Raw genomic sequence first — 26,066 nt, 5'->3', positions numbered from 1 at the left:
GGTAGTACAGCATTCAACTACTTATGTGTTCGGTTATTCCCGGAACCGGTTCGGCCGAAACGAATCAGCGATCCGGCGCCGAGTCCCGCGGTGAGGCGTGGTGCGACAGTAGCGATGCGCGCGCGTATTCCAGCGGCGCCATTCCGATCTCGTTCGCGAATTCGCGACTGAAATGGGCTTGATCGAAATAGCCGAGTTCCAGTGCCAGAGTGGCCAGATCGTCGGTGCGGCCCTGCGCCAGCAGTTGTGCGCCGTCCTGAAGCCGGTAGCGGCGCAGCACCCACTTCGGGCCCGCTCCGACGTAGCGGCGGAACAGGCGTTGCAGGGTGCGGATCGGGATGTCGAAACGGGCGGTGACCTGGTCGACGCGGGTCAGGTCCGGATCGGCTTCCATCGCGGCGATGATGCGCAGCACCAGGAGATAGTTGTCGTCGGGCGTGCGGCGGCGCGCGGCGCGGGCGAAGTATGCGTCGACGATGTCGCGGCGGTCGCCGGCGCTGTCGGCCGCCAGCACGCGTTCGGTCAGGCCTGCAGCCTCCGGCAGCACCTCGGCCAGTTCGATCGCGGTATCGCGCAGGGCGCCCACATCGATTCCGGTGAAGGCGCCGAAGCCACCGGGACGGAACTTCGCGGCGAAGGTTTCACCCTCCCCCGCCAGTTCGCGGACGAATTTGCCGGTGGTCACGCCGTTGACGAACCCGCCGGTGCGGGTGACGGACCGCTCGAAGCTGACATTGACCGAGGGAAACGGCAGCACCTGCGCCTGGTAAGGCGGCCTGCCGCGCAGATCCCAGGAGACCGACCAATACCATTCGACGAATTCGGCGGTGCCCGGACCGGCCGGCAAGCGGATCAGCCGACGGTGTCGCTCCTGCTCGCGGGGATGCAGGATGCCCTTGGTCACTTCCGGTGGTGGTACCGGAACCGGTTGCAGTGCAGCGCCTTTCGCGCGCCCGTCACCGGTCGGCACGGACCGTCTCCCGCCGCGGACGAGATTGTCGCCTTCTTCCAAGATCTTCTCCGCGCAACGGCCGAGAGTTGTCCCTATGAGCCACGACGTCAATCCCATTCCCGAGGGTTATCACTCCATCAACTGTTTCCTGGCCGTACCCGACGGCAACAAGGCCATCGAGTTCTACTCCGCGGTCTTCGGCGCGAAGGTGCTCAGCCGCAACGACCTCCCCGACGGGCAACCGGCGCACGCCGAACTGGCGATCGGCGATTCCACCATCCAGATGGGTATGCCCATCCCCGATCACGGGGTGCGCGCACCCGAATCGGGCTGGGTACACACCAGCATCGTGCACTACTGCCCCGATGTCGACGCGGTCGTCGCCCGCGCCGCCGAACACGGCGCAGCTCGGGTCGAGGAGCCGCAGACGTTCGTCACCGGCGACCGCTACGGGCTGGTGATGGATCCGTTCGGACATCGCTGGGTGATCATGACCCGGGTCGAGGACGTCTCGCGCGAGGAGGGCGAGCGCCGGGTCAACGAGTGGATGGCCACGCAGAGCTGAAGCGGGCCGCGCGGGTGCCCCGGTCCGGCCGGGGCACCGCCGCATCCGCGGGAAAGATGCTGTGCGGGAACTCATTTCAGCCCGGCAGCGTCCATACCCCGCAACTCCTTCTTCAGGTCGGCGATCTCGTCGCGCAATCGCCCGGCCAGCTCGAACTGCAACTCGCGGGCGGCGTTCATCATCTGATCGGTCAGCTGGGCCACCAGATCCGCCAGTTCCGCGCGCGGCATATTCGCGATGTCGCGGCCCTCGTACACGCCGGCGCTCACCGCGCGGCCGGGTTCGCCCTGGGCACGGCGTCCGCGGCTGGCATTGCGTCCGGATCCGCCGACCTCGACCTCGGTCTCGTCGGCCTCACGGTAGACCTGATCGAGGATGTCGGCGATCTTCTTGCGCAGCGGTTTCGGGTCGATACCGTTGGCTTCGTTGTAGGCGACCTGTTTGGCCCGCCGGCGTTCGGTCTCGTCGATGGCCTGGCGCATCGAATCGGTCACCTTGTCGGCGTACATGTGCACTTCGCCGGAGACGTTGCGCGCGGCGCGCCCGATCGTCTGGATGAGGCTGGTGGCACTGCGCAGGAAGCCTTCCTTGTCGGCGTCCAGAATCGCGACCAGCGACACCTCCGGCAGATCGAGGCCCTCACGCAGCAGGTTGATGCCGACCAGCACGTCGTACTCACCCAGCCGCAGCTGCCGCAGCAGTTCGACGCGGCGCAACGTGTCGATCTCCGAATGCAGGTAGCGCACCCGAACCCCCATGCCCAGCAGATAGTCGGTGAGGTCCTCGGCCATCTTCTTGGTCAGGGTGGTGACCAGGACGCGTTCGTCGCGTTCGGTGCGGGCGCGGATCTCGTGCACCAGATCGTCGATCTGGCCCTTGGTCGGCTTGACCACTACCTGCGGGTCGACCAGACCGGTCGGGCGAATCACCTGCTCGACGAATTCACCGCCGGTACTGCCCAGCTCGTACGGGCCGGGCGTGGCCGACATGTACACGGTCTGGCCGATCCGGTCGGCGAACTCCTCCCAGGTGAGCGGGCGGTTGTCGACCGCCGAGGGCAGCCGGAAGCCGTATTCGACGAGGTTGCGCTTGCGCGACATATCGCCTTCGTACATGCCGCCGATCTGCGGGACGGTCACGTGCGACTCGTCGATGATCAGCAGGAAGTCCTCGGGGAAGTAGTCCAGCAGCGTCGCCGGCGCCGACCCCGCCGGGCGGCCGTCGATATGCCGCGAATAGTTCTCGATACCGGAGCAGAACCCGACCTGCCGGATCATCTCCAGGTCGTATTGGGTGCGCATGCGCAGCCGCTGTGCCTCGAGCAGTTTGCCCTGCCGCTCCAGATCGGCCAGCCGCTGTTCGAGTTCGGTCTCGATATCGACGACCGCGCGCTCCATCCGGTCCGGCCCGGCCACGTAGTGGGTGGCCGGGAAGATGCGCAGGGTGTCGACCTGACGCACCACATCGCCGGTGAGCGGATGCAGGTAGTACAGCGCCTCGATCTCGTCGCCGAAGAATTCGATCCGGACCGCAAGCTCCTCGTAGGAGGGAATGATCTCGACGGTGTCGCCGCGCACCCGGAACGACCCGCGGGTGAAGGCCATGTCGTTGCGCGTGTACTGGACATCGACCAGCAGGCGCAGCAGCCGGTCGCGCTCGACCTCGGTACCGACCTCGAGCTGCACCGAGCGGTCCAGATAGGACTGCGGGGTACCCAGACCGTAGATACACGAGACCGAGGCGACCACCACGACATCGCGCCGCGAGAGCAGGCTCGAGGTCGCCGAATGGCGCAGCCGCTCCACGTCGTCGTTGATCGAGGAGTCCTTCTCGATGTAGGTATCGGTCTGCGCGATATAGGCCTCGGGTTGGTAGTAGTCGTAGTAGGAGACGAAGTACTCCACCGCGTTGTGCGGCAGCATCTCGCGCAGTTCGTTGGCCAGCTGGGCCGCCAGGGTCTTGTTCGGCGCCATGACCAGGGTCGGGCGCTGCACCCGCTCGATCAGCCAGGCCGCGGTGGCCGACTTGCCGGTGCCGGTGGCGCCGAGCAGCACCACGTCCTTCTCGCCGCCACGCAACCGCCGCTCCAGCTCGGCGATCGCTGCGGGCTGGTCACCGGCGGGCTGATGCTCGCTGACGACCTCGAACCGCCCGTCGGAGCGCTCGATCGCCCCGATCGGCCGGAATTCCGAATGCGCCAGCGGCTGCCCGCCGGGTGCGTCCGAATCCGCGGGGATCTCCGTTGCGAAAGCCATGGTCACCAGGGTAAGCCGCGGCACCGACAAGTTCCGGCGCCGTGACCGCGGGCACAGCCAGACACCCGGTGATCATTTTTCGGCCACGACTGTGTATCGGCGGCAGCGGCCTGCCGCCGCACGACCCTGACACCGCCTCGGCCGGTGCGGCCGCCCGGCGTGCGCAACGGCCACGCGGGGCAACCGCACGGCAAAACCGGCGGCCCTCCGGCCTTCGATGAGACGGCTGGCCCGTGTGACCCCGCCGGCGCGCCCGAACCCGCACATGCCCGGGACCGTCCACCGTGAGCCGGACCCTCCGGATCGAGCGTCGACACACCCGGCGGGCCCGCCGAGGCCGTCCCCTCCTCCGGAACATGCCGTATGCCAATCATTTCGGCCCGGCCCGCGCTACCGGTGGCGCAATTCTCCGCCGCCCCTTTCGGACATTCCGAACAATTCGAAATACGCCACCACGTTTCGGCCACTGCGGGCCGAAAATATTATCCCGCAGAGTAATTCGACAATTCCCCCAACGCGCGGCCACACTCCCGCCCACCGGCGCCTCCGGAACCCCGCCGCCGACCATTGCGACAGGCCTGGCCGGAGGTTTGCCGGGGCTGCGGGAGCATTGCTCCGGCAACCGCGCGCGCAGCATTGGATCAACCGACCAGATGCCCGAAATGTCCGGTAGCGCAAGCCGCCTCGATGATCACGGCACGGCCGAATCAGCCGAATTCCGTGTCGTTTTCACCCCGCCGGAGGGGGTTGCCCGGGTGTACGCTGATCCGGTCGGAAGTCGAGAAGGGCAAGTGTTATGGCCGGTTTCCTCGCTGAACGTGTCACCCGGACTCTGCGCACTGCCGCGCCCAATGGAGTCAGCCCAATGCCGTCGAATCGCAACATTCCGGGCCGAAAAGCACCGATTCCGGTGCCACCATCGGGTACGGCACACAGACCGCACGTCGAATATTTCGATATCGCCGATCTCACCAGAACCGATTCCCGCGGTTTCGTCCATTCGGTCGACAGTTATCACGCCGAGCCGTGGGGGCTGTATCTGGTCCGGGCCGCCGATACCCCGCCCTACCGCTACACCGAGACCTGGCTGCTGCCCAGGCAGTCGATCCGCGTCACCATGCATCACATCAACGCGGCACACGATCGCGATCCGATCTATCACATCTATATCGGCAACTTCGCCAAGATCGAGCCGAAGCGCTGGCGGGCCGAGTACCACTACATCGACATCGTCGCCCGCAACGGCCACGTCTGCGAACTGCACGGGGTCGACGAACTGTTCGCCGCGCACGCGGCCGGCCACGTATCGGCCGAGACCGCTCAGCGCGCGTTCGAGCAGGCCACCGCGGTCGTCGACGGTATCGCCTCGCACGATCACAACTTCGAACGCTGGCTCACCACCCAGGGCATCGCCCTGCACTGGCTGTAACCGCGTCACCGCCCGCTCGCGTCGATGATCATCCGGATCGCGGCGCGAGCGGGCGTTTTGCGGGCCCGCGGCGGTAGATTCGGGGCATGACGCAGGGGCATGTGGTCGATCTGCATCGGCCGAAGATCGAATACTTCGACCTCGCCGGGTCCACCAACACCGATCCGAAGGGCTTCGTGCGGCCGGTGGAGACGTATCGGACCGAACCGTGGGGGCTCTACATGGCCCGCACCGCCGATCATCCGGAATTCCACTACCTCGAATCCTGGCTGCTGCCGGAGCTGTCGCTGCGCGCCACCATCTTCCACTTCCGCCCCACCCACCGGCGCGACCAGGACTTCTACCTCGATATCGGCGATTTCGAGGCGGCGGGACCGCAGATGTGGAAGTCGGTCGACCACTACCTCGACATCGTGGTTCGCACCGGTCGCGAGGCGATTCTGCTCGACGTCGACGAGCTCCTGGCCGCTCACGCCGCCGGATATCTGAGCGCGTCGCAGGCGCAGCAGGCGATCGAGGCCGCCACCCGGGCGATCGACGGAATCGCCTCGCACGGTTACGATTTCGAGTCCTGGCTGCGCTCGCGAGGTATCGAGATCGGCTGGCGGTAACGGGCCGGGCCGAGCTACGCAACCTCGAGAACAAGGAGAGCCATGGGTGAGTCGGCTTCGCTGCGCCGGGTCGGGAACTCGGGGCTCGCGGTGTCGGTCGTCGGACTGGGCACCAACAATTTCGGGATGAAGCTCGATCTCGAGCAGAGCAGGGCGGTGCTGCACGCCGCGCTCGACCACGGCATCAACCTGATCGATACCGCCGACTCCTACGGGGAATCGGAGCGGCGAATCAGCGAGATCCTGCAGGGCACACGCGACGATGTCGTCATCGCGACCAAGTTCGGCAGCGACGTGCGCCGCCTCGGCGGGGACAACGGCGAGGACTGGGGCGCGCGTGGCTCACGCCGCTATATTCGCCGGGCGGTCGAGCAGTCACTACGCCGGCTGCGCACGGACTGGATCGATCTCTATCAACTCCATCGCCCCGATCCGGCGACACCGATCGAGGAGACGCTGTCGGCGCTGGACGATCTCGTCCACGAGGGCAAGATCCGATACCTGGGTCATTCCAACTTCACCGGCTGGCAGACCGCGGACGCCGAGTGGACCGCACGCACGCGCCGTCTCGAGCGATTCATCAGCGCGCAGAACGAGTACAGCCTGCTGCGGCGTGGGATCGAGGCCGATCTGGTGCCGGCGCTCGAGCACTACGGGATCGGACTGCTCCCCTACTTCCCCTTGGCGAGCGGTCTGCTCACCGGGAAGTACAAGCGCGGCGTGCCCGCGCCCGAAGGTAGCAGGATCCAGGCGTGGGGCCGGGAAGCCGCACTCACGGACGCGGCTTTCGACATCGTGGAACAGCTGGAGGACTTCGCGGCGCAGCGTTCGATCACCGTGCTCGACGTCGCCATCGGCGGTCTCGCCGCGCAACCCGCGGTGAGTTCGGTGATCGCCGGCGCCACCTCGCCCGAACAGGTCGAGGCCAATGTCCGGGCCGGGCGGTGGCAGCCCACCGCCGAGGACCTCGCGGAGATCGACCGGATCACCTCCGTATCGCGCTGACCGCGGTACCGGTGGTGCCTGTATCAGGCGCGAGGAACTCGCTCGTAGATCTTGTCGAACCAGGGTTCCTTCACCGACAGGTAGGCCTCGACGGCCTCGTCGCCCACCTTGCCCGCTGCCTCTGCCTCCCCGCGGCGCTTGATCCCCGAATACTCGGTACGGGCGTCGGCGTCGGCGCGCAGCCAGTCGCGGAAGTCCAACGCGAAGCGCTGCCCCGGCGAACCGTCCACGCGCACATGGATATTCGCGAGCCGCCCGGGGTCGGCATTGCCGTGCAGACGTTTCGCCCACAGTTCGGCATCGGTGCCCGCGGGATCCTGCGGCGTCGGTTTGGGGTTGTCGCCGGTGACCGAGTCGACCAGGGGAAAACCGGCGAGTGCCAATCGGTCTCGCAGTGCGTCGGCCGTCGCGAGGTCGGCGACCGTGATCTGGATGTCGATCACATCCTTGGCCGCCAGCCCCGGCACGGCGGTGGAACCGATGTGATCGATGCGGCGCGCATCGCCACCGCAGGCCAGCCACAGCCGGCCGATCAACCGCTGCGCCTGCGCCGGCCACTGCGGATCCGGCTCGACCAGCCGCACCGCCCCGGTCGAGCGCGCCGGGGTCCGGGTGCGCGCATTGTGTTCGAACGGCACCAGGCGCTGCTCCCACAGCGCCCGCACCTGCGGCGCCAGCGCCTCGGCGTCGGAGTTGTTGTCCAGGAGGACATCCGCGGCCGCCCGCCGCTGGTCGTCACTGGCCTGTGCCTTGATCCGCGCCAGCGCGTCCGCGCGGCTCACGCCGCGGAACTGCTCGAGCCGGTGAACGCGCGTCTGTTCGTCGGCCATCACCACCACGACGAGATTCATCATCGCGCCGAGATTGTTCTCGACCAGGAGCGGAACGTCCTGCACCACAATCGCGTCCGCCGGCGCGGCGGCGATCAGCTCGGCCGTGCGCCGGCCGACCAGCGGATGGGTGATCGAGTTCAGCGTCGTGCGCGACTGCTCGTCGGCGAAGGCGACCGCCGCGAGCGCGGGGCGGTTCAAACTGCCGTCCTCGGCCAGGATTTCCGGGCCGAACGCCGCGACGAGCGCGGCGAGGCCCTCGGTGCCGGGTTCGACGACCTCGCGGGCGATGGCGTCGCTGTCGACCAGAACAGCCCCGTATTCCACCAGCAGCCGCGCCACCGTCGACTTACCCGCTCCCATGCCTCCGGTGAGACCGATACGCAACATTTCCCCAGTCTCGCATCCCACCACCGCGGTCCGCGCCCGCACCCCGGCCGCGAGGCGATAGGGCTGATTACCCACCGCGTGAATACTTTTCACCTCGACCACGCGGTATTACCCATTCCGTGACGCCGGTGATATCAATTCGCAACTTTTTCCGCCCGATACCGACCTGGGGTCGGCAACTTTCCGACACGCCGGGCTCGAAGTCACGCAAAATCCGCAACCCCACACTTTTGTTCCGCTACTGTTTCGCCGCGGGCGATCCAGGCCATCCGAGCTAGCGAAGGAAGATCATTGGGCACCACAAACATCCAGTCGGGTCGCCACCGGCTGGGTATGGCAGGCACCGTGCACTGCATTCGGATTCCCGCCGTTGCGGCAGCACTGGCCGAACATCGCCGTTCGTGGTTGACCGCCCTGCTCAGCCCGGCGCGGCACAGCTTCGCGGCCATGCGCAGCCGGGGCGGGGTCACCCGCTGGATTCCCGCCACGGCGAGCTGACCAGTACATCGAACGTTCGGCGGCCCACCGCGGATTCGGTGGGCCGCCCGTTTTTCACACCAAGCCGCTCGGGGTCCGGCGCGAGCCCGGTTCCTGGCTCGGCATCGCATTCGGCGGCACCGGATAGGGAATTCCCTTACCCTCGGTACCGAGCGCGATATTCGGCCCACATTGCGCGAGTGCGGCATCCGATTTCGGTTTCGGATCGCTAATTCGCGGCGGCACGGAATCGGGCGTCGAACCGAAATCGAATGCCGAGGTCATATCGCCGGTGACGCTGCGCCGCCAGGCGGTCACATTCGGCACTTCCACGCCGAAACGACGTTCCAGCAAACGCAATTGCGAGGTGTGGTCGAAGGTCTGCGAGGCGACCAGCCCGCCGCGTGAATACGGGGAGATGACGAAGCACGGGACGCGGTAACCCAATCCGATCGGACCGGCGACCCCCTTGGCCGCCGGCACCCTGCCGAGGTCCACCGTCAGGTACTCCCCCGGTGTGCCGGGCGGCGGGGTCGGCGGGGTGACGTGATCGAAGAAGCCGCCGTTCTCGTCGTAGCTCACGATGAGCGCGGTCTTCTCCCACACCTTCGGATTGGAGGTGAGGATGTCGAGCACCTGCATGATGCCCACCGCGCCCAACGCGGGTGGCAGCGCGGGATGTTCGCAGTTGAACAGCGGCGGGATCACCCACGACACCGAGGGAAGCCGGTCGGCGGCCACGTCCGCGGCGAAGTCCTGCGGATACACCGGGGCCTTGCCGCGCTTGGCGAGTTCGGAATTCGGGTCCGCGGCCTGTGTGAAGCAACCCATCATGCCGTCGAGGATCACCGACGAGATCGGTCCGACATCGCGATTGTTGTAGATCTTCCAGTCGACACCGGCCTCCGAGAGGTTCTCCGGATAGGTGCGCCAGCTGTAGACGTTCTGCGGGATCAGCGTCGGCGTCTCCACCATCGGCCCGCCGGCCAGACCGTCGGGGTCGATGGTGGCGGAGATCCAGTACAGCCGATTCGGGTCGGTCGGGCCGAGCACCGAGCAGTGGTAGTGGTCGCAGAGGGTGAACGCATCGGCCAGCTCGTGGTGAACCGGAATATCGGCGCGGGTGTAATACCCCATGGCCGCCGGACCGTTGGCAGCGCCGACGCCGGCCACCGACATCGGCATCCAGCGGTCGTTGCGGCCGCCGTTCCACGCCTCGTGCATTCCGGCCCAGGAATGATCGGGATCGTTGATGCACTCACCGTCGAGGGTCGCGCCACGGGTGGTGTCGAGCCGGAACGGGACGATGAACCCGTCGGCGGTGGGCCCGACGCCGGGCGCGTAGCCGTACTGCTTCCACGCCGGCGAGGCGTCGTCGAAACCCCTTACACCGGACAGGGTTCCGAAGTAGTGGTCGAACGAGCGGTTCTCCTGCATGAGCAGGACGAAATGCTCGATATCGCCGAGCCCGCCCATCCCCGCCGGGTCGGCCGCATGCGCGCGCTCGATGATCGGATTCGCCCAGGCGGCCAGGGCCCCCGCTCCACCGGCCGCCATGGCCTTCGCCAGAAAATCACGCCTGTTGATGCCGTCGAACAGACCCATGCCGGTGCCGAGACCTTCCGCGTCGGTGAAATGAACAGTGCCGGTTGACAGGACAGTGCCGGCCGACAAGACCGTGCCGGCTGACAGAGGACAGTGGCAGATCCTCGCCGAGAATAATGGACCGGCGGCATCGACGCGGTGACGAGGGGCTGAACGAGTAGCCCGGAGATGGGCGAAGGCCCCGGTCCGATGGACCGGGGCCTTCGTTTCAGCTCAGCGAATTACGCGTTGCCGGACAGCTTCTCACGCAGCGCGGCGAGCTGCGCGTCGCTGGCCAGCGAACCGCCGGCCGGCTCCGACGAGGAGCTGGAGGACGAGCTCTGCGCGCCGCTCTCGGAGGAGTAGTTACCGGAGGCACCACCGTTGGCGGCCTCGGCGGCGGCGTCGGCCGCCATCTTCTCCATCTGAGCGGTGTGCATCTTGTGGCGACGCTCGGCCTCGGCGTAGCGGCCTTCCCACTCTTCCCGCTGCTTGTCGAAGCCCTCGAGCCATTCGTTGGTCTCGGGGTCGAAGCCCTCGGGGAAGATGTAGTTGCCCTGCTCGTCGTAGCTGTCGGCCATGCCGTACTTCGACGGGTCGAACTCGGCGTGGTAGTCCTCGTTCGCCTGCTTCAGCGACAGCGAGATCCGGCGACGCTCCAGGTCGATGTCGATGACCTTGACCATCGCATCGTCGCCCACGGCGACAACCTGGTCCGGCACCTCGACGTGGCGCTCGGCCAGCTCGGAGATGTGCACCAGGCCCTCGATGCCCTCTTCGACGCGCACGAACGCACCGAACGGAACCAGCTTGGTGACCTTGCCGGGCACGATCTGGCCGATGGCGTGGGTGCGGGCGAACTGACGCCACGGGTCTTCCTGGGTGGCCTTGAGCGACAGCGAAACGCGCTCGCGGTCCAGGTCGACGTCGAGAACCTCGACGGTGACCTCCATGCCGACCTCGACAACCTCGGACGGGTGGTCGATGTGCTTCCAGGACAGCTCGGAGACGTGCACCAGACCGTCGACGCCGCCGAGATCGACGAACGCACCGAAGTTGACGATCGAGGACACGACGCCCTTGCGGACCTGGCCCTTCTGCAGCTGGTGCAGGAACTCGCTGCGAACCTCCGACTGGGTCTGCTCCAGCCAGGCGCGGCGGGACAGGACCACGTTGTTGCGGTTCTTGTCCAGCTCGATGATCTTGGCCTCGATCTCCTTGCCGACGTACGGCTGCAGATCGCGGACGCGGCGCATCTCGACCAGGGAGGCCGGGAGGAAGCCACGCAGGCCGATGTCCAGGATCAGACCACCCTTGACGACCTCGATGACGGTGCCCTTGACGGCCTCGTCCTTCTCCTTGAGCTCCTCGATGGTGCCCCACGCCCGCTCGTACTGAGCCCGCTTCTTCGACAGGATCAGGCGGCCTTCCTTGTCCTCCTTGGTGAGAACGAGGGCCTCGACCTCATCGCCCACGGAAACGACCTCGGCCGGGTCGACATCGTGCTTGATGGACAGTTCGCGGGAAGGGATGACGCCTTCGGTCTTGTAACCGATGTCGAGCAGAACCTCGTCGCGGTCGACCTTGACGATCGTGCCTTCGACGATATCTCCGTCGTTGAAGTACTTGATCGTCTTGTCGATGGCGGCGAGGAAGTCCTCGGCGGAGCCGATGTCGTTGACGGCTACCTGCGGCGAGGTGACGGTGGTGGGCATATGTTGGGTTGCTCCGGACGGATTGTGGTCGGTAGTGGACATTGGAACTCTCGGTTTTGCTGTGAAGTCACAGCGGTGGAACTACGTTGACGGCCATGCACAGCACATCGCTGCGACACAGCACAACGCTGTACTCACTGCAGAAACTCACAGCACCGGCTGCGAAATCACAGCCTGCGGGCGACTTCCGAAATCCGTAACCCCTGCGCCCGGTACCGAGCGCTACAGTACCGACAGCGGCTACGCAAATGCCGAAGACACTCGCGGGAAACAGCGTACGCGACGTGAGTTACGCCAAGCAAACACGGGCCCCCGCCCGCACCATGATCATACGGCCGGCACCGAACACCGTTCCCGCACAGTGTGGTACCCGTCACGGCGGAGACGTAAGCACCCCGGTCGCGCCCGGGCCGGCCGGATCGGAGACGGCGTCCGCAGGGGCGCGGACCGGGCCGTGCCATACGCTGCGAACCATGTCCGACGACCCGCATCCGGCCCTCCTCGACGACGAGCGCCACGCCCAGGCCAATGCCCTGCTCGGCACCGCGCGGGTGACCCGCGCGACCGTCGGGTCGGCGGTCAGCGAACGCGCCAACCGGCGCTGGTGGGATGCCGATGCCGCGCAGTACCACGAGACGCACGCCGATTTCCTGGGCGTCGACTCCGAGGCCGGAGAATTCGTCTGGTGCCCGGAGGGGTTGCACGAGGGCGACTGGCATCTGCTGGGCGAGGTCGCCGGGCGGCGCGTCCTGGAGATCGGCTGCGGATCGGCGCCGTGCTCGCGCTGGCTGGCCGCCCAGGGCGCGCATCCGGTCGGACTGGATCTGTCGCGGGCGATGCTCGACCGCGGACTCGCGGCCATGGCGCGCGGCGGACCGCGGGTGCCGCTGGTGCAGGCCGGTGCCGAGGCGCTGCCGTTCGCGGACGAATCGTTCGATCTGGCCTGTTCGGCGTTCGGCGCGGTCCCGTTCGTCGCCGATGCCGCCCGGGTGATGCGGGAGGTGGCCCGGGTGCTGCGGCCGGGCGGGCGCTGGGTGTTCTCAGTGAATCACCCGATGCGGTGGATCTTCCCCGACGATCCGGGCCCGGACGGACTGCGCGCCACGATCCCCTACTTCGACCGCACGCCCTACGTCGAGGTCGACGCCGACGACGAACCGATCTACGTCGAACATCACCGCACGATCGGCGATCGGGTCCGCGACATCGTCGGCGCGGGCCTGATCCTGCTCGACATCGTCGAACCCGAATGGCCGGAGTGGCTCGAGCGCGAATGGGGCCAGTGGAGCCCGTTGCGCGGTGAGATCTTCCCCGGCACAGCCATTTTCGTTACCGAGAAGCCGTCGCGGCATTAGCCCGCGCGGCCCGCGGCAGCGGCGGCGGCGCCACCGTCGCCTTGCCGTCGGACACCGAGTTCTGCGCGGGAATGGGCGTGGTCTTGCCCGGATCGGGTTTGGCCACCGGCGCGGCGGCGGACTCCGCCTTACCGGTCGGCGGTGTCTTACCGGTCGGCGCCGCCTTACCGCTCGACGCCTCCGCGCCGGCCGGACCCGCGAACGGCGGCAGGGCCGCGAACCGCGGGTCGATACGTGCGGTCCGGCTGACGTGGGTGATCCAGCGCCGCGCGCGGGTCAGCGGATGGTCCGGGAACTGCGGATCCCAGCGCGCGTCATCGGCGATGTTGTAGGGCAGCTTGCCCTTGACCTCGGGCGCGTACGGATGCGGCGGGAACATGTTCGCGAAGCCGACCTTCGGCACGACCGCGGCCTCCCGGACGCCGGAGCGGCCGGTTTCGGGACACATGATCTTCACGATCGCGCTGCATCCGGCCTTGGGCACGACGATTCCGGCGGTGAAGCCCAGTCCGGACGCCGGATCGGCCAGCGGGAACTTCTCCAGGCGCAGCAGGGCCGGCTGGGAATCCACGGTGATGGCATGTGCCTCGATCAGGCAGCCGAACTCGGCCTGCAGTTCGGTGAGGCGGCGGCGCAATGTGTCGATGTCGGCCAGCGGGGCGGGTAAGTCCGGTACCAGATCGATATAGCTCAGCGTGATGATGTCACGGGTGGCCGGATTCCCCCACGTGGTCTGGTCAAGCTGCTGCAGTCCCCCGGTTTCGAACACGATTGGCACGCAACCAAGCTACCCATCTGTGACCTTTTCGCACTTCCTGGGGCGTTTTGTGTTCAAGGCGTGACCACCTGGTAATAAATATCGGACGAAACGGGTGTCAGGTTTGTTTTCATTCGGGGGTCTCCCCGGACCGCCGAGGGGAGCGCCCCGCCTGATCGAGCGCCATCCGCAGAGCGAACTCGATCTGAGCGTTGATGCTGCGCAGGTCGTCGGCCGCCCACTTGGCTATCGCCTCGTGGACGGCCGGATCGAGCCGGACGAGCACCTTCTTGGGCTCGCGCTTGGCCATCAGGAGTAGAGCGTTCCGGTGTTGACGACGGGCTGGGCGGATCGATCACCGCACAGCACCACCAGCAGATTCGACACCATCGAGGCCCGCCGTTCCTCGTCCAGGTCGACCATCCCCTCCTCGGTCAGCCGCTGCAGCGCCATGCCTACCATGCCGACCGCGCCCTCGACGATGCGGCTGCGCGCGGCCACCACCTGTGCGGCCTGCTGGCGGACCAGCATCGACTGGGCGATCTCCGGCGCGTACGCCAGGTGCGTGATCCGCGCTTCGAGAATCTCGATACCCGCGAGCGCGGTACGTTCGCGCAGTTCGGCGGTCAGTTCCTCGGCGACCTCGGCGCCGTTGCGCAGACTGGTCGGGGCCGGGTCGTCGGGCCCCGCGAGAGCGGGCGTCATCGCCACGGCCGCGGGCACCACGTCGGGGGCCGCGTCGTAGGGGTGCACCGTGGCCAGGTGCCGGACCGCGGCCTCGGACTGGGTCTGCACGTACTCCTCGTAGTCGTCGACGGCGAAGGCGGATTTGAAGCTGTCCACGACCCGGTAGACCACCACGGCCGCGATCTCCACCGGATTGCCGTCGAAATCGTTGACCTTCAACTTCTGCGTCTCGAAATTACGGACCCGCAACGAGATTCGCCGTTTGGTGGTCAGCGGGAGGGCCCAGAAGAAGCCGGCGTCGGCGACCGATCCGACGTAGCGGCCGAAGAACTGCAGCACCTTGGCCTCGTTCGGGCCGACCGTGGTGAGCCCGGTCAGCAGGATCACCGCGACCGCGAAGATCACGTATCCCGCGGCCGCGCCGATCGCCGCGCCGGCGCCCCCGCCCGAACCGGCGGCGCTGGAGGCGGCGACCCCGCCGATCAGTCCGGCGGTGCCGACCACCAGCAGCACCAACAGCATCAAGAACCCGTTCAGCCGGAAGGCCGGACGCAGCGACATGACATCCTCCCAATATTGAAGTGATATCACGACGATAGCGCAGAGATATCCCGGACGCCAGGGGTCCAATCGGCGGACTCCGCTCAGGCGGGCCGGATGTTGCGGTTGAAACGGAACAGGTTGGCCGGGTCGTACTCGGACTTCAGCGCCCGCAACCGCGCATAGGTCCGCGCCGAGTACCCGGCCCGGGTCTGGTTCTCATCGGTCCACTCTCCGGCGCCGTAGAGGAAGTTCAGGTTGTGGCCGATCGTCCACGGCGCCAACGTCTTCGCGACCAGATCGTGGTAGCCCCGCGGATCCGGGCCGTCCGAGTTCGGCATCGTGATCACGCGCGCGTTGTATTCGGCCTCCCGGTGATCCATCGCGATCCCCGCCGGACCCGGACGGCGCAGCGCTCCCCCGAGATGCCGGAAGCCCGCCACCGCCGCGACCGGCGCCTCGGGGCCGGTGACATCGAGGAAGGCCGAGGCCGCGTCCGCGGTCAGATCCGACAGCAGCGCGTTGGTCGCGGTGTAGGCGTGCGGGAAATTCGGGTCGCGGTAGATGCCGTGGGTGTCGATGTAGGGCATCGTTCGCAGGTCGTCGGCGATCCGGGCGCCCACCTCGCGCAGTGGCCGGACCAGCCGCTCACCATCGGCGGCCGACCCGGTGAAGGCGATGTTGACGGTGGCCAGATAGCGCCCGCGCAGCGGTTCCGGTATCGCCGCGACATCGGGCATCGTCATCATGGTGATCGCAGAGGTCATCTCCTCGGGGACCTCGGCGGTCCACTGCCGCCACCCCTCGAGGGCGGGTTCCACCAGCGGGGTGTCGAAGGTGAGCTGTCCGCCGTAGACCTCGGTGATCGGGAACAGTTCGATTTCCATGCCGGTGACCACACCGAAGTTGCCGCCCGAACCCAGTGCGGCGCCGAACAATTCGTCGCCCGGGGTGAGGCGGCGCAACCGGCCGTCGGCCGTCACCAGTTCCAGGACGCGGACCCGGTCGGCGGCGTAGCCGAAGGTGCGCGCCAGAATGCCGAGCCCGCCGCCCAGGTGATAACCGATCACGCCGACCGAGGGCGAGGAACCGTTCAGCGGCGCCAGACCGTGCGCGACCGCCGCGGCGATCAGCGCCTCGGCCTGCACGCCGGCGGCCACCCAGGCGGTGCGGGCGCCCGGATCGACGCGCACCTGGGTCATCCGGCGCGTACTGATCAGCACACCGTCGGCGGCCGGCACCGAGAGCCCGTGCCCGGTCGCCTGCACGGCGACGGGCAGCCGGTGCCGGGCGGCGAATTCCACGGCCGCGCGCACATCCTCGGCGTGGAGCGCACCGACGACCAGATCGGGCCGGTGCGTATACGCGGTCTGGAAGCCGGAGACCTCGGCGTCGTAGCCGTCGTCACCCGGACGGAATACCGGGCCGGTGACGGTGGGCAGTTCGGCGGGGAAGTTCGAGTTCGTCATGTCCTGAACTCTGCCGCCGGGCAGATGAGAAGTAAAACAGATAGTTCTTCTCGACACTAGAATCGGTAGTTATGGAACTGCGGCAGCTGCGCTACTTCGTCACCGTCGCCGAGGAGGCCAATTTCACCCGGGCGGCCCAGCGGCTGCACCTGGCCCAGCCCGGTCTCTCGGCGCAGATCCGGCAGCTGGAACGGGAATTGGGTCAGCCGCTGCTCGACCGGTCGGGACGCACCGTGACACTGACCGCCGCCGGCGCCGCCGTGCTGCCGCACGCGCGGGCGGCATTGGCAGCGGCACAACAGGTTTCCTTCACCGTCGACGAGTTCACCGGATTGTTGCGAGGGCAGGTACGAATCGGCCTGATCTCCGGGGCGGCGACCGAGGAGTTCGACGTCGCAACGGTCCTGTCGGACTTCCACCGCGATCATCCGCAGGTCGGCATCACCCTCACCGAGGACACCACCGACCGCATGCTCGCCGCGCTGACGCACGGCGAACTCGATATCGCCCTGGTCGGGCTGACCGGCGAGAAACTCGACGAACGCCTCGCCGCCGACGTCGTCTTCGAGGCGCGCCTGGCCGCTGCCGTGGCGCGCGACGACCACGCGTTCGGCTCCCGGATAGCACTGGACGAGTTGCGCGAGCGCTCCCTGATCTGCCTGCCACGAGGCACCGGAATCCGCGGCGTGCTCGAACGTTGCTGTGCCGCTGCGGGATTCACTCCGATGATCGAGTTCGAGGCCGCCGCGCCGCCGCTGCTCGTTCAGCTGGCCGCCGGAGGACTGGGAATCGCCGTGGTACCGGCCCTCGGTGCCGCCCACGCCGAGGCCGCAGGAGTCCGGATGATCGAGATCACCGACCCCGAGATGTACGGACAGCTCGCCCTGGTCTGGCGGTCGGATCGGCCGGCGGCACCGGCCGCGAAGGTACTGCTCGGGCAGTTGCGGATCGCGCTGGGCCCGCACCGATGAACGCCCACGCAAGACCCTGCTATCGACTGCCGACCACCAGGCGGCACGCCTCGATGTAGCCGCGAACCAGCGGCCGCGACTCGCCGCACCGCCACGCGAGCGCGAGCTCGCTCGGGCCGATTCCCCGCACTTCCCTGGCGACCACGCCCTCGTGCGCGACCAGCGGGAGGTTGCCCGCCGCGAGCAGGACCACCCCGTCGCCGTTCAGCAGCGCCTCGTAGGTCTCCTCCGTACTGGTGATCTCCGCGCCGACGATCGGGGCGCGTCCGCCGCGAGCGTCCACGGCGAGCCAGTAGTCGCGCAGGCCCGCCGCGGACTTCGGCAGGGCCAGGAACGGTTCGTCGAGCAGATCCGCGAAGTCGATCGCAGGTCGCGAGGCCAGGCGGTGATTTTCGGGCAGGGCCACCATGCGCGGCTCCCGCGCGACCACGATCCACTCGTAACGCTCCGGCTCGGCCAGGGGCAGCCAGACGAACGCGACATCGCAGCTCCCGTCGCCCAGTCCGGCGGACGGATCGGACCACCCCGATTGGCGCAGGACGGGTTTGGCGAGCGGGAACGCGGTGGCCAGGCGCGAGCGTATGGCCGGCAGCAGACCGCGTCCCGGACTGGTGCTGATCCCGATCGTGACGGTGGCGTGCTGACCGGCCTTCGCGGCATCCACCTCGGCACGCGCGATGTCCCAGTCCGCCAGCATCTTTCGCGCATGCGGCAGCAGGGTCCGGCCCACCGGGGTCAGGCGTACCGCCCGGCCGTCGCGAACGAACAGCGGCGCCCCGATCCGGCGTTCCAGCGCGCGGATCTGTTTCGACAGCGCGGGCTGGGAAACGAACAGCACCTCGGCCGCACGGGTGAAACTCAGCTCGTCGGCGACGGCGACGAAGTACCGCAGATCACGTCCGTGCACATCCATAACCGATGGTTATAGCGAAAGGCCTTGGACTTCACCACTGGGGACAGACAAAGATTTCTCTCGTACCCCGAACTACCGAGGAGAGTTTCCGTGAGCACAGGCAAGGTCTGGCTGATCACCGGCGCCAGTAGCGGTTTCGGCCGCGCGATCGCCCAGAACGCGATCGATGCCGGCGATATCGTCGTCGCGGTCGCCCGCCGCACCGCCGCGCTGGACGATCTGGTCGCCGCCCACCCCGATCGCATCGAGGCCGTCGCCCTCGATGTCACCGACACCGCCCACGTCGACGCGGTCGTCACCGATGTGATCGCCCGGTACGGCCGCATCGACGTGCTGGTCAACAATGCCGGACGCACCCAGGTCGGCGCGGTGGAGGAAACCACCGACCGGGAGTTGCGGGACCTGTTCGACCTGCACGTCTTCGGTCCCGCCGCGCTCACCCGCGCCGTCCTGCCGCAGATGCGCGCCCAGGGCAGCGGGGCGATCGTCATGATGAGCAGTGTGGGCGGCCAGATGTCGTTCGCCGGCTTCTCCGCCTACAGCGCAACCAAATTCGCGCTGGAAGGGTTGTCGGAGGCGCTGGCCGACGAGGTGGCGCCGTTCGGCATCCGGGTGCTCGTCGTGGAGCCGGGCGCCTTCCGCACCGGCCTGTTCGGTTCCGGCGCAGCCTATTTCAGCGCCGAATCCGATGTCTACGCCGACACCGCGGGCAAGACCCGCCGCATGATCGAGGGCGGCGACGGCACCCAGCCCGGCGACCCGGTCAAGGCCGCGGCCGCCATCCGCGCCGCCCTCGAGGCCGAGCGCACCCCGTTGCGGCTGCCGCTGGGCAGCGATTCGGTCGACACGCTGCTCGGACACCTCGACTCCGTGCGCGCCGAGATCCGCGAATGGGAAAAGGTCTCGCGCGCAACGGCGTTCGACGAGAACTGAGCCTCGATCGCGTTCTACAGGATGCGGGACAGGAAGGCCTGGGTTCGCTCGTGTTGCGGATTCGCCAGCACCTCGCGCGGATCTCCGGCCTCCACCACCACGCCCCCGTCCATGAACACCAGCTGGTCGGCGACCTCGCGGGCGAAACCCATTTCGTGCGTGACGACCACCATCGTCATGCCCGATTGCGCCAATTCGCGCATGACCGTGAGGACTTCGCCGACCAGCTCGGGATCCAGGGCCGAGGTGGGCTCGTCGAACAGCATCAGCTTCGGATCCATCGCCAGGGCGCGGGCGATCGCGACCCGCTGCTGCTGGCCGCCCGACAGCTGCGCCGGATAGGCATCGGCCTTGTCCGCCAAGCCGACTCGATCGAGCAGTTCCCGCGCCCGGGCGACCGCCTTGGCGCGGGAGAGCTTCTTCACATGGATCGGCGCCTCGATGACATTCGCCAGCGCGGTGCGATGGGGAAACAGATTGAAGTGCTGGAACACCATGCCGACGTCGCGGCGCTGGCGAGCCGACTCCCGCGGACGCAGTTCGTAGAGTTTGCCCCCGCGCTCGCGATAGCCGACCAGATCGCCGTCGACGTAGAGGCGCCCGGCGTTCACCCGTTCCAAATGGTTGATGCAACGCAGAAAGGTCGATTTGCCGGATCCGGACGGGCCGATCAGGCACATCACCTGCCCGCGCGCGACCTCGAGCGACACTCCCTGCAACACCTGCAACGCACCGAAGTTCTTGCATACCCGCTCGGCCCGGATCATCGGAACGTCGGCCGAGGCTGCCACGGCGCTGCTCATTTGCCGACCTCCGTCGTCTGCTGGGTGGTGGCCAGTGCGCGCAGCTGCCGGCCGGTCAACTGCCGCGTCACCCCGCGCGAGTAGTACCGCTCGAGATAGAACTGGCCGACCATCAGCACACTGGTGATCGCCAGATACCAGGTCGCGCTGACCAGCAGCAGCGGAATCGGCTGGAAGTTGATGCCGTAGATATCGCGGGCGCGGCCGTACAGATCGGTGGTCAGCGGGATCGCGGTGACCAGTGAGGTGGTCTTCAACATGGAGATCAGCTCGTTGCCGGTGGGCGGGATGATCACCCGCATCGCCTGCGGCAGCACCGTGCGCCGCATGGTCTGTCCCCACGACATGCCGAGCGCCACCGACGCCTCGCGCTGCCCCTCACCCACCGAATTGACTCCGGCACGCACGATCTCGGCCATGTAGGCGGCCTCGTTCAGGCCCAGGCCGATCATGGCGAAGATGAACGGCTGCGACCAGTCCTGCACATCCCACTGCACGAAACTGGGCCCGCCGAAAGGGATTCCGAGCTGAATCGATTTGTACAGCGCCGGGAAGAGGCCCCAGAAGACGAGTTGGATGTATACCGGGGTGCCGCGGAAGATCCACAGATACACCCACGACACCGACCGCAGCACCGGATTCGGCGACAGCCGCATCACCGCGAGGATCACGCCGAGAATCACGCCGATCGCCATCGCCAGCACGGTCAGTTCGAGGGTGACCACCGCCCCCTCGGAAATCCGCCGATCGAACAGATACTTCCAGTAGGTGTCCCAGCGATAGGCCGGGTTGGTGGCGGCGCCGTAGACGAACAGCCCGAGCAGGATCAGCAGGATCGCTGCGGCGATCCAGCGCCCGGGCCGCCGCAGCGGTACGGCCTCGATCGGCTCCGGCATGGACGCCTCGGGCGGCCCGGCCTGCGAGACGGCGGGGGGTTGCGCGGACATGTGCACTCAGCCTTTCGCACCGTTGATGACCGAGGTGGTGATCGCACCGGCCTCCACGCCCCAGTTCTCGGCGATGGTGCGGTAGACGCCGGAATCGATCAGATGCTGCAGCGCCGCTTGCAGTACCGGGCCCAGCGGCGAACCCTTCGGTACCGGCCAGCCGTAGGGTTCGGCCTCGAAGACCGGGCCCGCGGCCTCGATGGTGTCGGGATTGCGCTTGATCGCATACGCGGTGACCGGGGAATCGGCGGACATGGCGTCGACCTGGCCGAGGACCAGGGCGGTCGCCGCCGCACTCTGTTCGTCGTAGGACATCTTGTGGATCTCGGGCTTGCCAACATCGGTGCAGGCCTTCGATTTCGCGGGGATCTCGTCGATGTCCTCGGTCGTGGTGCGCTGCACCGCGACCTTCTTGCCGCAGGCGTTGTTCGGATCGATCGGACGGCCCTTGCGCTGTGCCCACTGAATGCCGGCGGAGAAGTAGTCGACGAAGTCGACGGTCTTCTCCCGCGTCAGGTTGTCGGTGAACGACGACATTCCCACGTCGACGGTGCCGGCCTCGATCGCGGGGATGATCTTCTCGAAGTCGGCTTCCTGGTAGTCGGCGCGCACACCGAGCACAGCGGCGACCGCATCCATCAGATCGACGTCGAATCCGATGATCTGTCCGGTGTGCGGATCCCGGTACTCGTTGGGCTGGTACGGAACGTTCACACCGACCACGAGCCGTCCCGCCCGCGCGATCTTCGGCGGCAGCTGCGCGGCGATCGATTCGACCTTCGTCACCGGCACCTTGGGCACCTTGGGCGATTCGTCCTCGGTGTTGTCCGCGCATCCCGCTGCCAGCACCGCCGCACCGACGATCACGCACGCGGCTCGCAGGATGTACCCGCGGGCGCCGAGTCGAACTGACACGCGGCCCTCCGTATTCGCGCGACCCGCCACCGTGAGCGGGTCGCCGTGTAGCAATGCAGCCATTCGAAAATGTAGGCGATCGGCACGAGATGCGCCGGTCGGTTACCGAAGGTTAATGCGCGCCACGACCGGCGGCAGGGGTACACGCCGATTCACCGGCGATGCACGCGAGCCCGGACCTGCTCGGTGAATTCACTGGTCGAGGCCAGTCCGCCGAGGTCGGCGGTGGCGATACCGGCCGCCAGGGTCGCCGCCACCGCGCGCTCGATCCGGTCGGCGGCGCCCAGCAGCGCCGGATCGCCGTCGCGGGTGCCCAGCCAGCGCAACAGCATCGCGGCCGACAGTTGCAGTGCGCCCGGATTCGCCCGGTTGCGGCCCGCCAGCGTCGGAGCCGCGCCGTGCACCGCCTGAGCCATCGCCTTGTCGTCCGAGCAGTTCAGCGAGGCCGCCAAGCCCAGTGACCCGGCGAGTTCCCCCGCGAGGTCGGAGAGGATGTCGCCGAACAGGTTCTCGGTCACCAGCACGTCGTAGTCACCGGGCGCGCGAACCAGGTGGGCCGCGGCGGCGTCGACGTGTTCGTCGTCGACCTCGATTCCGGAATATCCCGCGGCCACCTCCGCGCAGACCTCGCGGAACAGTCCCATCGTCATCGGCAGCACATTCGCCTTGTGCACGATCGTCAACCGGCCGCGTCGCGCTGCCGCGAGCGTGCAGGCCTGATGCGCGATGCGTTCGCAGGCGGCCCGGGTGATCACGGCCACGGCCATCGCCACATCGGCGGTGGGCCGGAATTCGCCCGAACCGGCGAACATGTTGCGGTCGGCGTAGAAGCCCTCGCTGTTCTCGCGCACGATCACCAGATCGATGTCCTTCGCCGCCGCCCGCACGCCCGGAAAGGCCCGGGCCGGGCGGATATTCGCGTACAGGCCGAAGCGTTTGCGGATCGCCCCGCCCGGCGGGGCCCCGACGCGGTGATGCGGCGCGTAGGAGGCGTTGTCGTGCGGACCGAGGATCCAGGCATCGAGATCGGCGAGTGCGGACAGCGTGGTCTCCGGCAGCGGTTCCCCGCATTCGGCGATGGCCGCATGCCCGATCGGCAGCTCGACCCATTCCGGCGTCGCCGCACCGGCCGCGGTGAGAGCCTCGTCCACCACGGCCCGGGTCGCCCGCACCACCTCCGGCCCGATGCCGTCGCCCTCGATCAGCCCGAGCCGCACCGCCCGCCGCGCATCCACCGCGCTCACTCCTCTGCTCGCACCCCGTCCCGGCCGGTCCGCGGCCCGGCACACCGGGTCACCCTATTGGGTGCCGGATCGTCGAGCCGACCGCGGGCCCGGCCTGCCCGGCAACTCGGGTAATCGGCGCACCGGGCCCGGCCCGCGCGCGTAAGTTGTCCTGCACCATGGTGCAGTCGGTGGAACTGGTACTCGACGAGGCGGCGGAGGCCGAGGTCCGCCGGCAGTGGGGTGCGCTGGCCACGGCCGGAATGCACAGTCCCACACCGGAACACCGGCCGCACATCACCGTCGCGGTCGCCCGCGAGATCTGGCCCCGGATGGACAAGACGCTGGCCGCCCTGCCGTTCCGGCCGCTCCCGATCCGGCTGGGGGGGCTGCTGATATTCGGCGCCCGCCATCCGATTCTGGTACGGCTGGTGGTGCCCACCGAGGACCTGCTGACGATGCAACGGCGCATCGCGGCGGTCGTCGACGCGTGCCCCGGCGTTCCGGCGAACATGTGCCCGGACGCGTGGACCCCGCACGTCACGCTGGCACGGCGGCTGAAACCGGAGCACTGGCCCGCGGCGATCGACGCGGTGGCCGCCGAGCGGGATTTTGCGGCTACCGTGGTGGGTATTCGGCGGTGGGACGGTGATCGGCGGATCGAGTGGCCGATCGCCCCAGGGGGTGGGGTCCACGGTTGAGCCGCGGACACCGGCCGCGCGGAAGATATGCACAGCGTCCCGCGTTGCACCGCATACAACGACACGAGAGGAAGTCATGGCCACCCAGACCCTGACCGCGCAGAACTTCGACGAGATTGTGACCGGAAACGACGTCGTCCTCGTCGATTTCTGGGCCGATTGGTGCGGGCCCTGCAAGGCGTTCGCGCCCACCTTCGAGGCATCCTCGGAACAGCATCCCGATGTCGTCCACGGCAAGGTCGACACCGAGGCCGAGCAGAGCCTCGCCGCCGCCGCCAACATCCGCTCCATCCCCACGATCATGGCCTTCCGCGAGGGTGTCCTGGTCTTCGCGCAGCCCGGCGCACTGCCGCCGGCCGCGCTGGAAGATCTGGTCTCCCAGGTGAAGGCGCTCGATATGGAAGAGGTGCGCAAGCAGCTCGCCGAACAGCAGCAGGGCTGACCCGCACGAACCGGTGCCGCATCCCGACTCTTCACGAAAGGGGATGCGGCACTGTGGTTTTCGCGTGTCGGCTCGGTTGCCGAACCGGCTCAGTTCCCGAGTTTGTTGATGCCGGCGATCATGGCCCGAACGGTCGACTCCGGCCCGTCCCCGGCGAGCGCGGCGCCCCAGCCTCGGCGGCCGTTGCATTCGCACTGCACGAAGGTGGCGGTGCCGGCGCCGGTACGCCGCTGGTGGAACTGCAGAATCTCCACCGGGTAGCCCTCGTCGTAGAGCGCCGAGGTCAGCGCGGCGACCGGGCTGCCCGCGGACACCACGGTCCGCGCATGTCCGGCCAGTTCGATGGTCGCGGTGTAGGTCGCCCGCTGTTCGGCCCGCGCCCAGTCGCTGAGCTTGACCGGGCCGGTGTGCGCGCAGTAGCGGTCGTAGAACTCCGCGGGCGTCAGGTCGGCGGATTCGGCGCGCAGCCCCTTGGGCGCGGCCGCGATGAAGGCATGTGTATCGATAGTGATCGTCATTGGACTAGGTCTTCCCGAAGCTTTGTCGTTGGTCGGATGACAGAGGGGACCAGCGCAAACACTTGTCAACGGCCGCAGCGAGGGGGCCGGTCCGAATCAGCTCCCGCTACGGCGAGGTACTACGAGAAGTCGCGCCGCAGCCACCATCGCGGTAAGCGGAAGGCGCACCACGCGGTCGCGGTCGGCGACGTTGCGCGCGGCGCTGTGGCTTGCGGCGGGATTCGGCACGGCTTCGAGAATATGGACTCACCGCGTCGATGGCAACAATATTGCGGCGGAACCAACGAGTAACTTCGTCACATTTTCGAGTGAACGGCATGCCAACGGGCAGTGCCGTGGTGAACGCCGCATTCACGCAGGCCACAGCGGGTTCACAGGATGCGCCCCGGACAGGTCCGGCGTGTCGTCACCGGGTTTGCCCGGGTTTGTCCCACCGCAACAGATAGCGCCAGAACACCAGCCGCCGCACGCGCGCGCCCGGCAGGATGCCGCCCGCCCGGCGCGCGACCTCGCGTGTGGTCAGTGGCGGATCGAGCACGACCGGCATCACCGCATGCGTGGGTTCGTGCGCGTACCAGGCGCCGCGGCCCGTGGCACGCAGCATCGCGAACGTCGCGCCGAAGAGGCGATGGCCGAGTACGCCCGCGATCTCCGCGGGCAGTTCACGCAGCGGGTCGGCCCGCGGCAGCGCGATCACCGCGAGCACCCCGCCCGGCCGCAGCGTCTGCGCGAGCCGCGGCAGCACCCGTTCCAGGGGCAGGTGATGGAGCGTGGTGAGCGAGACGACGGCGTCGTAGGCGGCTTCCGGCAGCGGGTACTCGAGAATGTCGGCCCGGGTGCATTCGACGTTGCCCGGGACGACACCGCGGGCCGCCTCGATCATCTCCGGCGAGCGGTCCACCGCGTCGACCCGGTAGGCACGCCGCGCCAGCTCGACCGCCAAAGCGCCTGCCCCGCAACCGACTTCGAGGATCCGCTCACAGCGCTGCGGCAGCTGCCGCAGCAGCGTCCGGTGGTAGAAGGCGTTGTGATCCCAGTCCACTGCACCCATCGCGCCACCCTACGATGCGGCGGGTCGA

At 67.9% G+C, this 26,066-nt stretch carries 26 protein-coding genes; 10 read left to right on the top strand and 16 right to left on the bottom strand.

The features are described 5' to 3' along the window. Nucleotides 1-64: 64 nt before the first annotated feature. Entirely contained in the window at nucleotides 65-904 is an 840-nt protein-coding gene (locus NN2_RS11795; protein WP_231982774.1) for an AraC family transcriptional regulator, read from the bottom strand. 142 nt (nucleotides 905-1,046) lie between these two features. On the opposite strand from NN2_RS11795, the gene NN2_RS11790 reads away from it, so the two are divergent. After that, entirely contained in the window at nucleotides 1,047-1,517 is a 471-nt protein-coding gene (locus NN2_RS11790) for a VOC family protein (RefSeq protein WP_063013045.1), read from the top strand. A gap of 71 nt (nucleotides 1,518-1,588) precedes the next feature. Here NN2_RS11790 and uvrB read toward each other — a convergent pair whose 3' ends face one another. Further along, nucleotides 1,589-3,772: an excinuclease ABC subunit UvrB gene (uvrB, locus tag NN2_RS11785; protein ID WP_063013091.1), complete on the bottom strand. Its 2,184-nt coding sequence runs from the start codon at nucleotides 3,770-3,772 to the stop codon at nucleotides 1,589-1,591. An 865-nt stretch (nucleotides 3,773-4,637) separates the two neighbouring features. On the opposite strand from uvrB, the gene NN2_RS11780 reads away from it, so the two are divergent. The 3 genes from NN2_RS11780 to NN2_RS11770 all read left to right on the top strand — a co-directional run bounded on the left by NN2_RS11780 (nucleotide 4,638) and on the right by NN2_RS11770 (nucleotide 6,817). Then, nucleotides 4,638-5,201, top strand: coding sequence for a DUF402 domain-containing protein (locus tag NN2_RS11780; RefSeq protein WP_082856930.1), 564 nt, complete (start codon nucleotides 4,638-4,640; stop codon nucleotides 5,199-5,201). Between the two features lie 86 nt (nucleotides 5,202-5,287). After that, entirely contained in the window at nucleotides 5,288-5,812 is a 525-nt protein-coding gene (locus NN2_RS11775) for a ribonuclease FAU-1 family protein (protein ID WP_063013043.1), read from the top strand. A gap of 42 nt (nucleotides 5,813-5,854) precedes the next feature. Then, nucleotides 5,855-6,817, top strand: coding sequence for an aldo/keto reductase (locus NN2_RS11770; RefSeq protein ID WP_063013041.1), 963 nt, complete (start codon nucleotides 5,855-5,857; stop codon nucleotides 6,815-6,817). Between the two features lie 23 nt (nucleotides 6,818-6,840). Here NN2_RS11770 and coaE read toward each other — a convergent pair whose 3' ends face one another. Then, a complete protein-coding gene (gene coaE, locus NN2_RS11765; RefSeq protein WP_063013087.1) occupies nucleotides 6,841-8,037 on the bottom strand; it encodes a dephospho-CoA kinase in 1,197 nt (398 codons plus the stop codon). 291 nt (nucleotides 8,038-8,328) lie between these two features. Between coaE and NN2_RS37095 the strand changes: the two genes are divergently transcribed. Next, the gene (locus NN2_RS37095; protein ID WP_146098606.1) at nucleotides 8,329-8,535 is read left to right on the top strand and encodes a hypothetical protein; all 207 of its coding nucleotides are present in this window, start codon (nucleotides 8,329-8,331) and stop codon (nucleotides 8,533-8,535) included. A 54-nt stretch (nucleotides 8,536-8,589) separates the two neighbouring features. Here the strand turns inward: NN2_RS37095 and NN2_RS11760 are convergent, their stop codons facing one another. Together NN2_RS11760 and rpsA are read right to left on the bottom strand one after the other, a co-directional pair. Further along, nucleotides 8,590-10,119 carry a phospholipase C gene (locus NN2_RS11760; protein WP_030514604.1) on the bottom strand — a complete coding sequence of 510 codons (1,530 nt, stop codon included), beginning with the start codon at nucleotides 10,117-10,119 and terminating at the stop codon, nucleotides 8,590-8,592. Between the two features lie 221 nt (nucleotides 10,120-10,340). Next, nucleotides 10,341-11,813, bottom strand: coding sequence for a 30S ribosomal protein S1 (rpsA, locus tag NN2_RS11755; RefSeq protein ID WP_063013039.1), 1,473 nt, complete (start codon nucleotides 11,811-11,813; stop codon nucleotides 10,341-10,343). A gap of 473 nt (nucleotides 11,814-12,286) precedes the next feature. Between rpsA and NN2_RS11750 the strand changes: the two genes are divergently transcribed. After that, on the top strand, nucleotides 12,287-13,168 hold the full coding sequence (locus NN2_RS11750) for a class I SAM-dependent methyltransferase (protein WP_063013037.1): 882 nt from the start codon (nucleotides 12,287-12,289) through the stop codon (nucleotides 13,166-13,168). Here the strand turns inward: NN2_RS11750 and NN2_RS11745 are convergent. The 4 genes from NN2_RS11745 to NN2_RS11730 form a co-directional block, all read right to left on the bottom strand. Beyond that, nucleotides 13,143-13,946, bottom strand: a complete 804-nt coding sequence (locus NN2_RS11745; RefSeq protein WP_063910734.1) for an NADH-quinone oxidoreductase subunit E — start codon at nucleotides 13,944-13,946, stop codon at nucleotides 13,143-13,145. The two genes, NN2_RS11750 and NN2_RS11745, sit on opposite strands and share 26 nt — an antisense overlap. 109 nt (nucleotides 13,947-14,055) lie before the next feature. Continuing rightward, nucleotides 14,056-14,235, bottom strand: a complete 180-nt coding sequence (locus NN2_RS11740) for a type II toxin-antitoxin system antitoxin (protein WP_063013035.1) — start codon at nucleotides 14,233-14,235, stop codon at nucleotides 14,056-14,058. After that, a complete protein-coding gene (locus NN2_RS11735) occupies nucleotides 14,235-15,173 on the bottom strand; it encodes an SPFH domain-containing protein (protein ID WP_063013033.1) in 939 nt (312 codons plus the stop codon). Before NN2_RS11735 ends, NN2_RS11740 begins: the two co-directional genes overlap by 1 nt. Before the next feature lie 83 nt (nucleotides 15,174-15,256). Continuing rightward, complete coding sequence (locus NN2_RS11730; RefSeq protein ID WP_063013031.1) at nucleotides 15,257-16,621, bottom strand: FAD-binding oxidoreductase; 1,365 nt, start codon at nucleotides 16,619-16,621, stop codon at nucleotides 15,257-15,259. 71 nt (nucleotides 16,622-16,692) lie between these two features. Here NN2_RS11730 and NN2_RS11725 point away from each other — a divergent pair, with 71 nt between their 5' ends. Continuing rightward, a complete protein-coding gene (locus NN2_RS11725) occupies nucleotides 16,693-17,592 on the top strand; it encodes a LysR family transcriptional regulator (RefSeq protein ID WP_063013029.1) in 900 nt (299 codons plus the stop codon). A 19-nt stretch (nucleotides 17,593-17,611) separates the two neighbouring features. Here the strand turns inward: NN2_RS11725 and NN2_RS11720 are convergent, their stop codons facing one another. Further along, nucleotides 17,612-18,505 carry a LysR family transcriptional regulator gene (locus NN2_RS11720; RefSeq protein WP_063013027.1) on the bottom strand — a complete coding sequence of 298 codons (894 nt, stop codon included), beginning with the start codon at nucleotides 18,503-18,505 and terminating at the stop codon, nucleotides 17,612-17,614. Between the two features lie 90 nt (nucleotides 18,506-18,595). Here NN2_RS11720 and NN2_RS11715 point away from each other — a divergent pair, with 90 nt between their 5' ends. Then, the gene (locus NN2_RS11715; RefSeq protein ID WP_063013025.1) at nucleotides 18,596-19,438 is read left to right on the top strand and encodes an oxidoreductase; all 843 of its coding nucleotides are present in this window, start codon (nucleotides 18,596-18,598) and stop codon (nucleotides 19,436-19,438) included. 14 nt (nucleotides 19,439-19,452) lie between these two features. Here the strand turns inward: NN2_RS11715 and NN2_RS11710 are convergent, their stop codons facing one another. The 4 genes from NN2_RS11710 to NN2_RS11695 all read right to left on the bottom strand — a co-directional run bounded on the left by NN2_RS11710 (nucleotide 19,453) and on the right by NN2_RS11695 (nucleotide 23,347). Continuing rightward, nucleotides 19,453-20,241 carry an amino acid ABC transporter ATP-binding protein gene (locus tag NN2_RS11710; RefSeq protein WP_063013023.1) on the bottom strand — a complete coding sequence of 263 codons (789 nt, stop codon included), beginning with the start codon at nucleotides 20,239-20,241 and terminating at the stop codon, nucleotides 19,453-19,455. Next, nucleotides 20,238-21,188, bottom strand: coding sequence for an amino acid ABC transporter permease (locus tag NN2_RS11705; RefSeq protein ID WP_063013085.1), 951 nt, complete (start codon nucleotides 21,186-21,188; stop codon nucleotides 20,238-20,240). Before NN2_RS11705 ends, NN2_RS11710 begins: the two co-directional genes overlap by 4 nt. Before the next feature lie 6 nt (nucleotides 21,189-21,194). Further along, the gene (locus NN2_RS11700; RefSeq protein WP_245658662.1) at nucleotides 21,195-22,103 is read right to left on the bottom strand and encodes an ABC transporter substrate-binding protein; all 909 of its coding nucleotides are present in this window, start codon (nucleotides 22,101-22,103) and stop codon (nucleotides 21,195-21,197) included. A gap of 152 nt (nucleotides 22,104-22,255) precedes the next feature. Next, nucleotides 22,256-23,347 carry an isocitrate/isopropylmalate dehydrogenase family protein gene (locus tag NN2_RS11695; RefSeq protein ID WP_439955852.1) on the bottom strand — a complete coding sequence of 364 codons (1,092 nt, stop codon included), beginning with the start codon at nucleotides 23,345-23,347 and terminating at the stop codon, nucleotides 22,256-22,258. 170 nt (nucleotides 23,348-23,517) lie between these two features. On the opposite strand from NN2_RS11695, the gene NN2_RS11690 reads away from it, so the two are divergent. Both NN2_RS11690 and trxA read left to right on the top strand, forming a co-directional pair. Further along, nucleotides 23,518-24,027 (top strand): 2'-5' RNA ligase family protein, encoded by a 510-nt coding sequence (locus NN2_RS11690; RefSeq protein WP_227463179.1) that lies wholly within the window; start codon nucleotides 23,518-23,520, stop codon nucleotides 24,025-24,027. 76 nt (nucleotides 24,028-24,103) lie between these two features. Then, the gene (gene trxA, locus NN2_RS11685) at nucleotides 24,104-24,469 is read left to right on the top strand and encodes a thioredoxin (RefSeq protein WP_030514619.1); all 366 of its coding nucleotides are present in this window, start codon (nucleotides 24,104-24,106) and stop codon (nucleotides 24,467-24,469) included. 89 nt (nucleotides 24,470-24,558) lie between these two features. Here the strand turns inward: trxA and NN2_RS11680 are convergent, their stop codons facing one another. Together NN2_RS11680 and NN2_RS11675 are read right to left on the bottom strand one after the other, a co-directional pair. Next, nucleotides 24,559-24,987 carry a 2-isopropylmalate synthase gene (locus NN2_RS11680; RefSeq protein ID WP_063013019.1) on the bottom strand — a complete coding sequence of 143 codons (429 nt, stop codon included), beginning with the start codon at nucleotides 24,985-24,987 and terminating at the stop codon, nucleotides 24,559-24,561. 406 nt (nucleotides 24,988-25,393) lie between these two features. Then, nucleotides 25,394-26,038, bottom strand: coding sequence for a class I SAM-dependent methyltransferase (locus NN2_RS11675; protein WP_063013017.1), 645 nt, complete (start codon nucleotides 26,036-26,038; stop codon nucleotides 25,394-25,396). Between the last annotated feature and the right edge of the window lie 28 nt (nucleotides 26,039-26,066).

This window comes from Nocardia nova NBRC 15556 (assembly GCF_001613005.1).
GTDB classification, from domain to species: Bacteria; Actinomycetota; Actinomycetes; order Mycobacteriales; family Mycobacteriaceae; genus Nocardia; species Nocardia nova.
The sequence above is the reverse complement of the archived record's forward strand: the minus strand, read 5'-3'. Positions and strand labels throughout refer to the sequence as shown.

Coding starts and splice junctions, on each gene's coding strand:
- NN2_RS11725 (WP_063013029.1), top strand. CDS start 16,693: ATGGAACTGCGGCAGCTGCGCTACTTCGTCACCGTCGCCGAGGAGGCC.
- NN2_RS11735 (WP_063013033.1), bottom strand. CDS start 15,173: ATGTCGCTGCGTCCGGCCTTCCGGCTGAACGGGTTCTTGATGCTGTTG.
- NN2_RS11730 (WP_063013031.1), bottom strand. CDS start 16,621: ATGACGAACTCGAACTTCCCCGCCGAACTGCCCACCGTCACCGGCCCG.
- NN2_RS11705 (WP_063013085.1), bottom strand. CDS start 21,188: ATGTCCGCGCAACCCCCCGCCGTCTCGCAGGCCGGGCCGCCCGAGGCG.
- NN2_RS11790 (WP_063013045.1), top strand. CDS start 1,047: ATGAGCCACGACGTCAATCCCATTCCCGAGGGTTATCACTCCATCAAC.
- NN2_RS11710 (WP_063013023.1), bottom strand. CDS start 20,241: ATGAGCAGCGCCGTGGCAGCCTCGGCCGACGTTCCGATGATCCGGGCC.
- NN2_RS11720 (WP_063013027.1), bottom strand. CDS start 18,505: ATGGATGTGCACGGACGTGATCTGCGGTACTTCGTCGCCGTCGCCGAC.
- NN2_RS11675 (WP_063013017.1), bottom strand. CDS start 26,038: ATGGGTGCAGTGGACTGGGATCACAACGCCTTCTACCACCGGACGCTG.
- NN2_RS11750 (WP_063013037.1), top strand. CDS start 12,287: ATGTCCGACGACCCGCATCCGGCCCTCCTCGACGACGAGCGCCACGCC.
- NN2_RS11680 (WP_063013019.1), bottom strand. CDS start 24,987: ATGACGATCACTATCGATACACATGCCTTCATCGCGGCCGCGCCCAAG.
- NN2_RS11775 (WP_063013043.1), top strand. CDS start 5,288: ATGACGCAGGGGCATGTGGTCGATCTGCATCGGCCGAAGATCGAATAC.
- NN2_RS11780 (WP_082856930.1), top strand. CDS start 4,638: ATGCCGTCGAATCGCAACATTCCGGGCCGAAAAGCACCGATTCCGGTG.
- uvrB (WP_063013091.1), bottom strand. CDS start 3,772: ATGGCTTTCGCAACGGAGATCCCCGCGGATTCGGACGCACCCGGCGGG.
- NN2_RS11770 (WP_063013041.1), top strand. CDS start 5,855: ATGGGTGAGTCGGCTTCGCTGCGCCGGGTCGGGAACTCGGGGCTCGCG.
- rpsA (WP_063013039.1), bottom strand. CDS start 11,813: ATGCCCACCACCGTCACCTCGCCGCAGGTAGCCGTCAACGACATCGGC.
- NN2_RS11740 (WP_063013035.1), bottom strand. CDS start 14,235: ATGGCCAAGCGCGAGCCCAAGAAGGTGCTCGTCCGGCTCGATCCGGCC.
- trxA (WP_030514619.1), top strand. CDS start 24,104: ATGGCCACCCAGACCCTGACCGCGCAGAACTTCGACGAGATTGTGACC.
- NN2_RS11760 (WP_030514604.1), bottom strand. CDS start 10,119: ATGGGTCTGTTCGACGGCATCAACAGGCGTGATTTTCTGGCGAAGGCC.
- coaE (WP_063013087.1), bottom strand. CDS start 8,037: ATGTTGCGTATCGGTCTCACCGGAGGCATGGGAGCGGGTAAGTCGACG.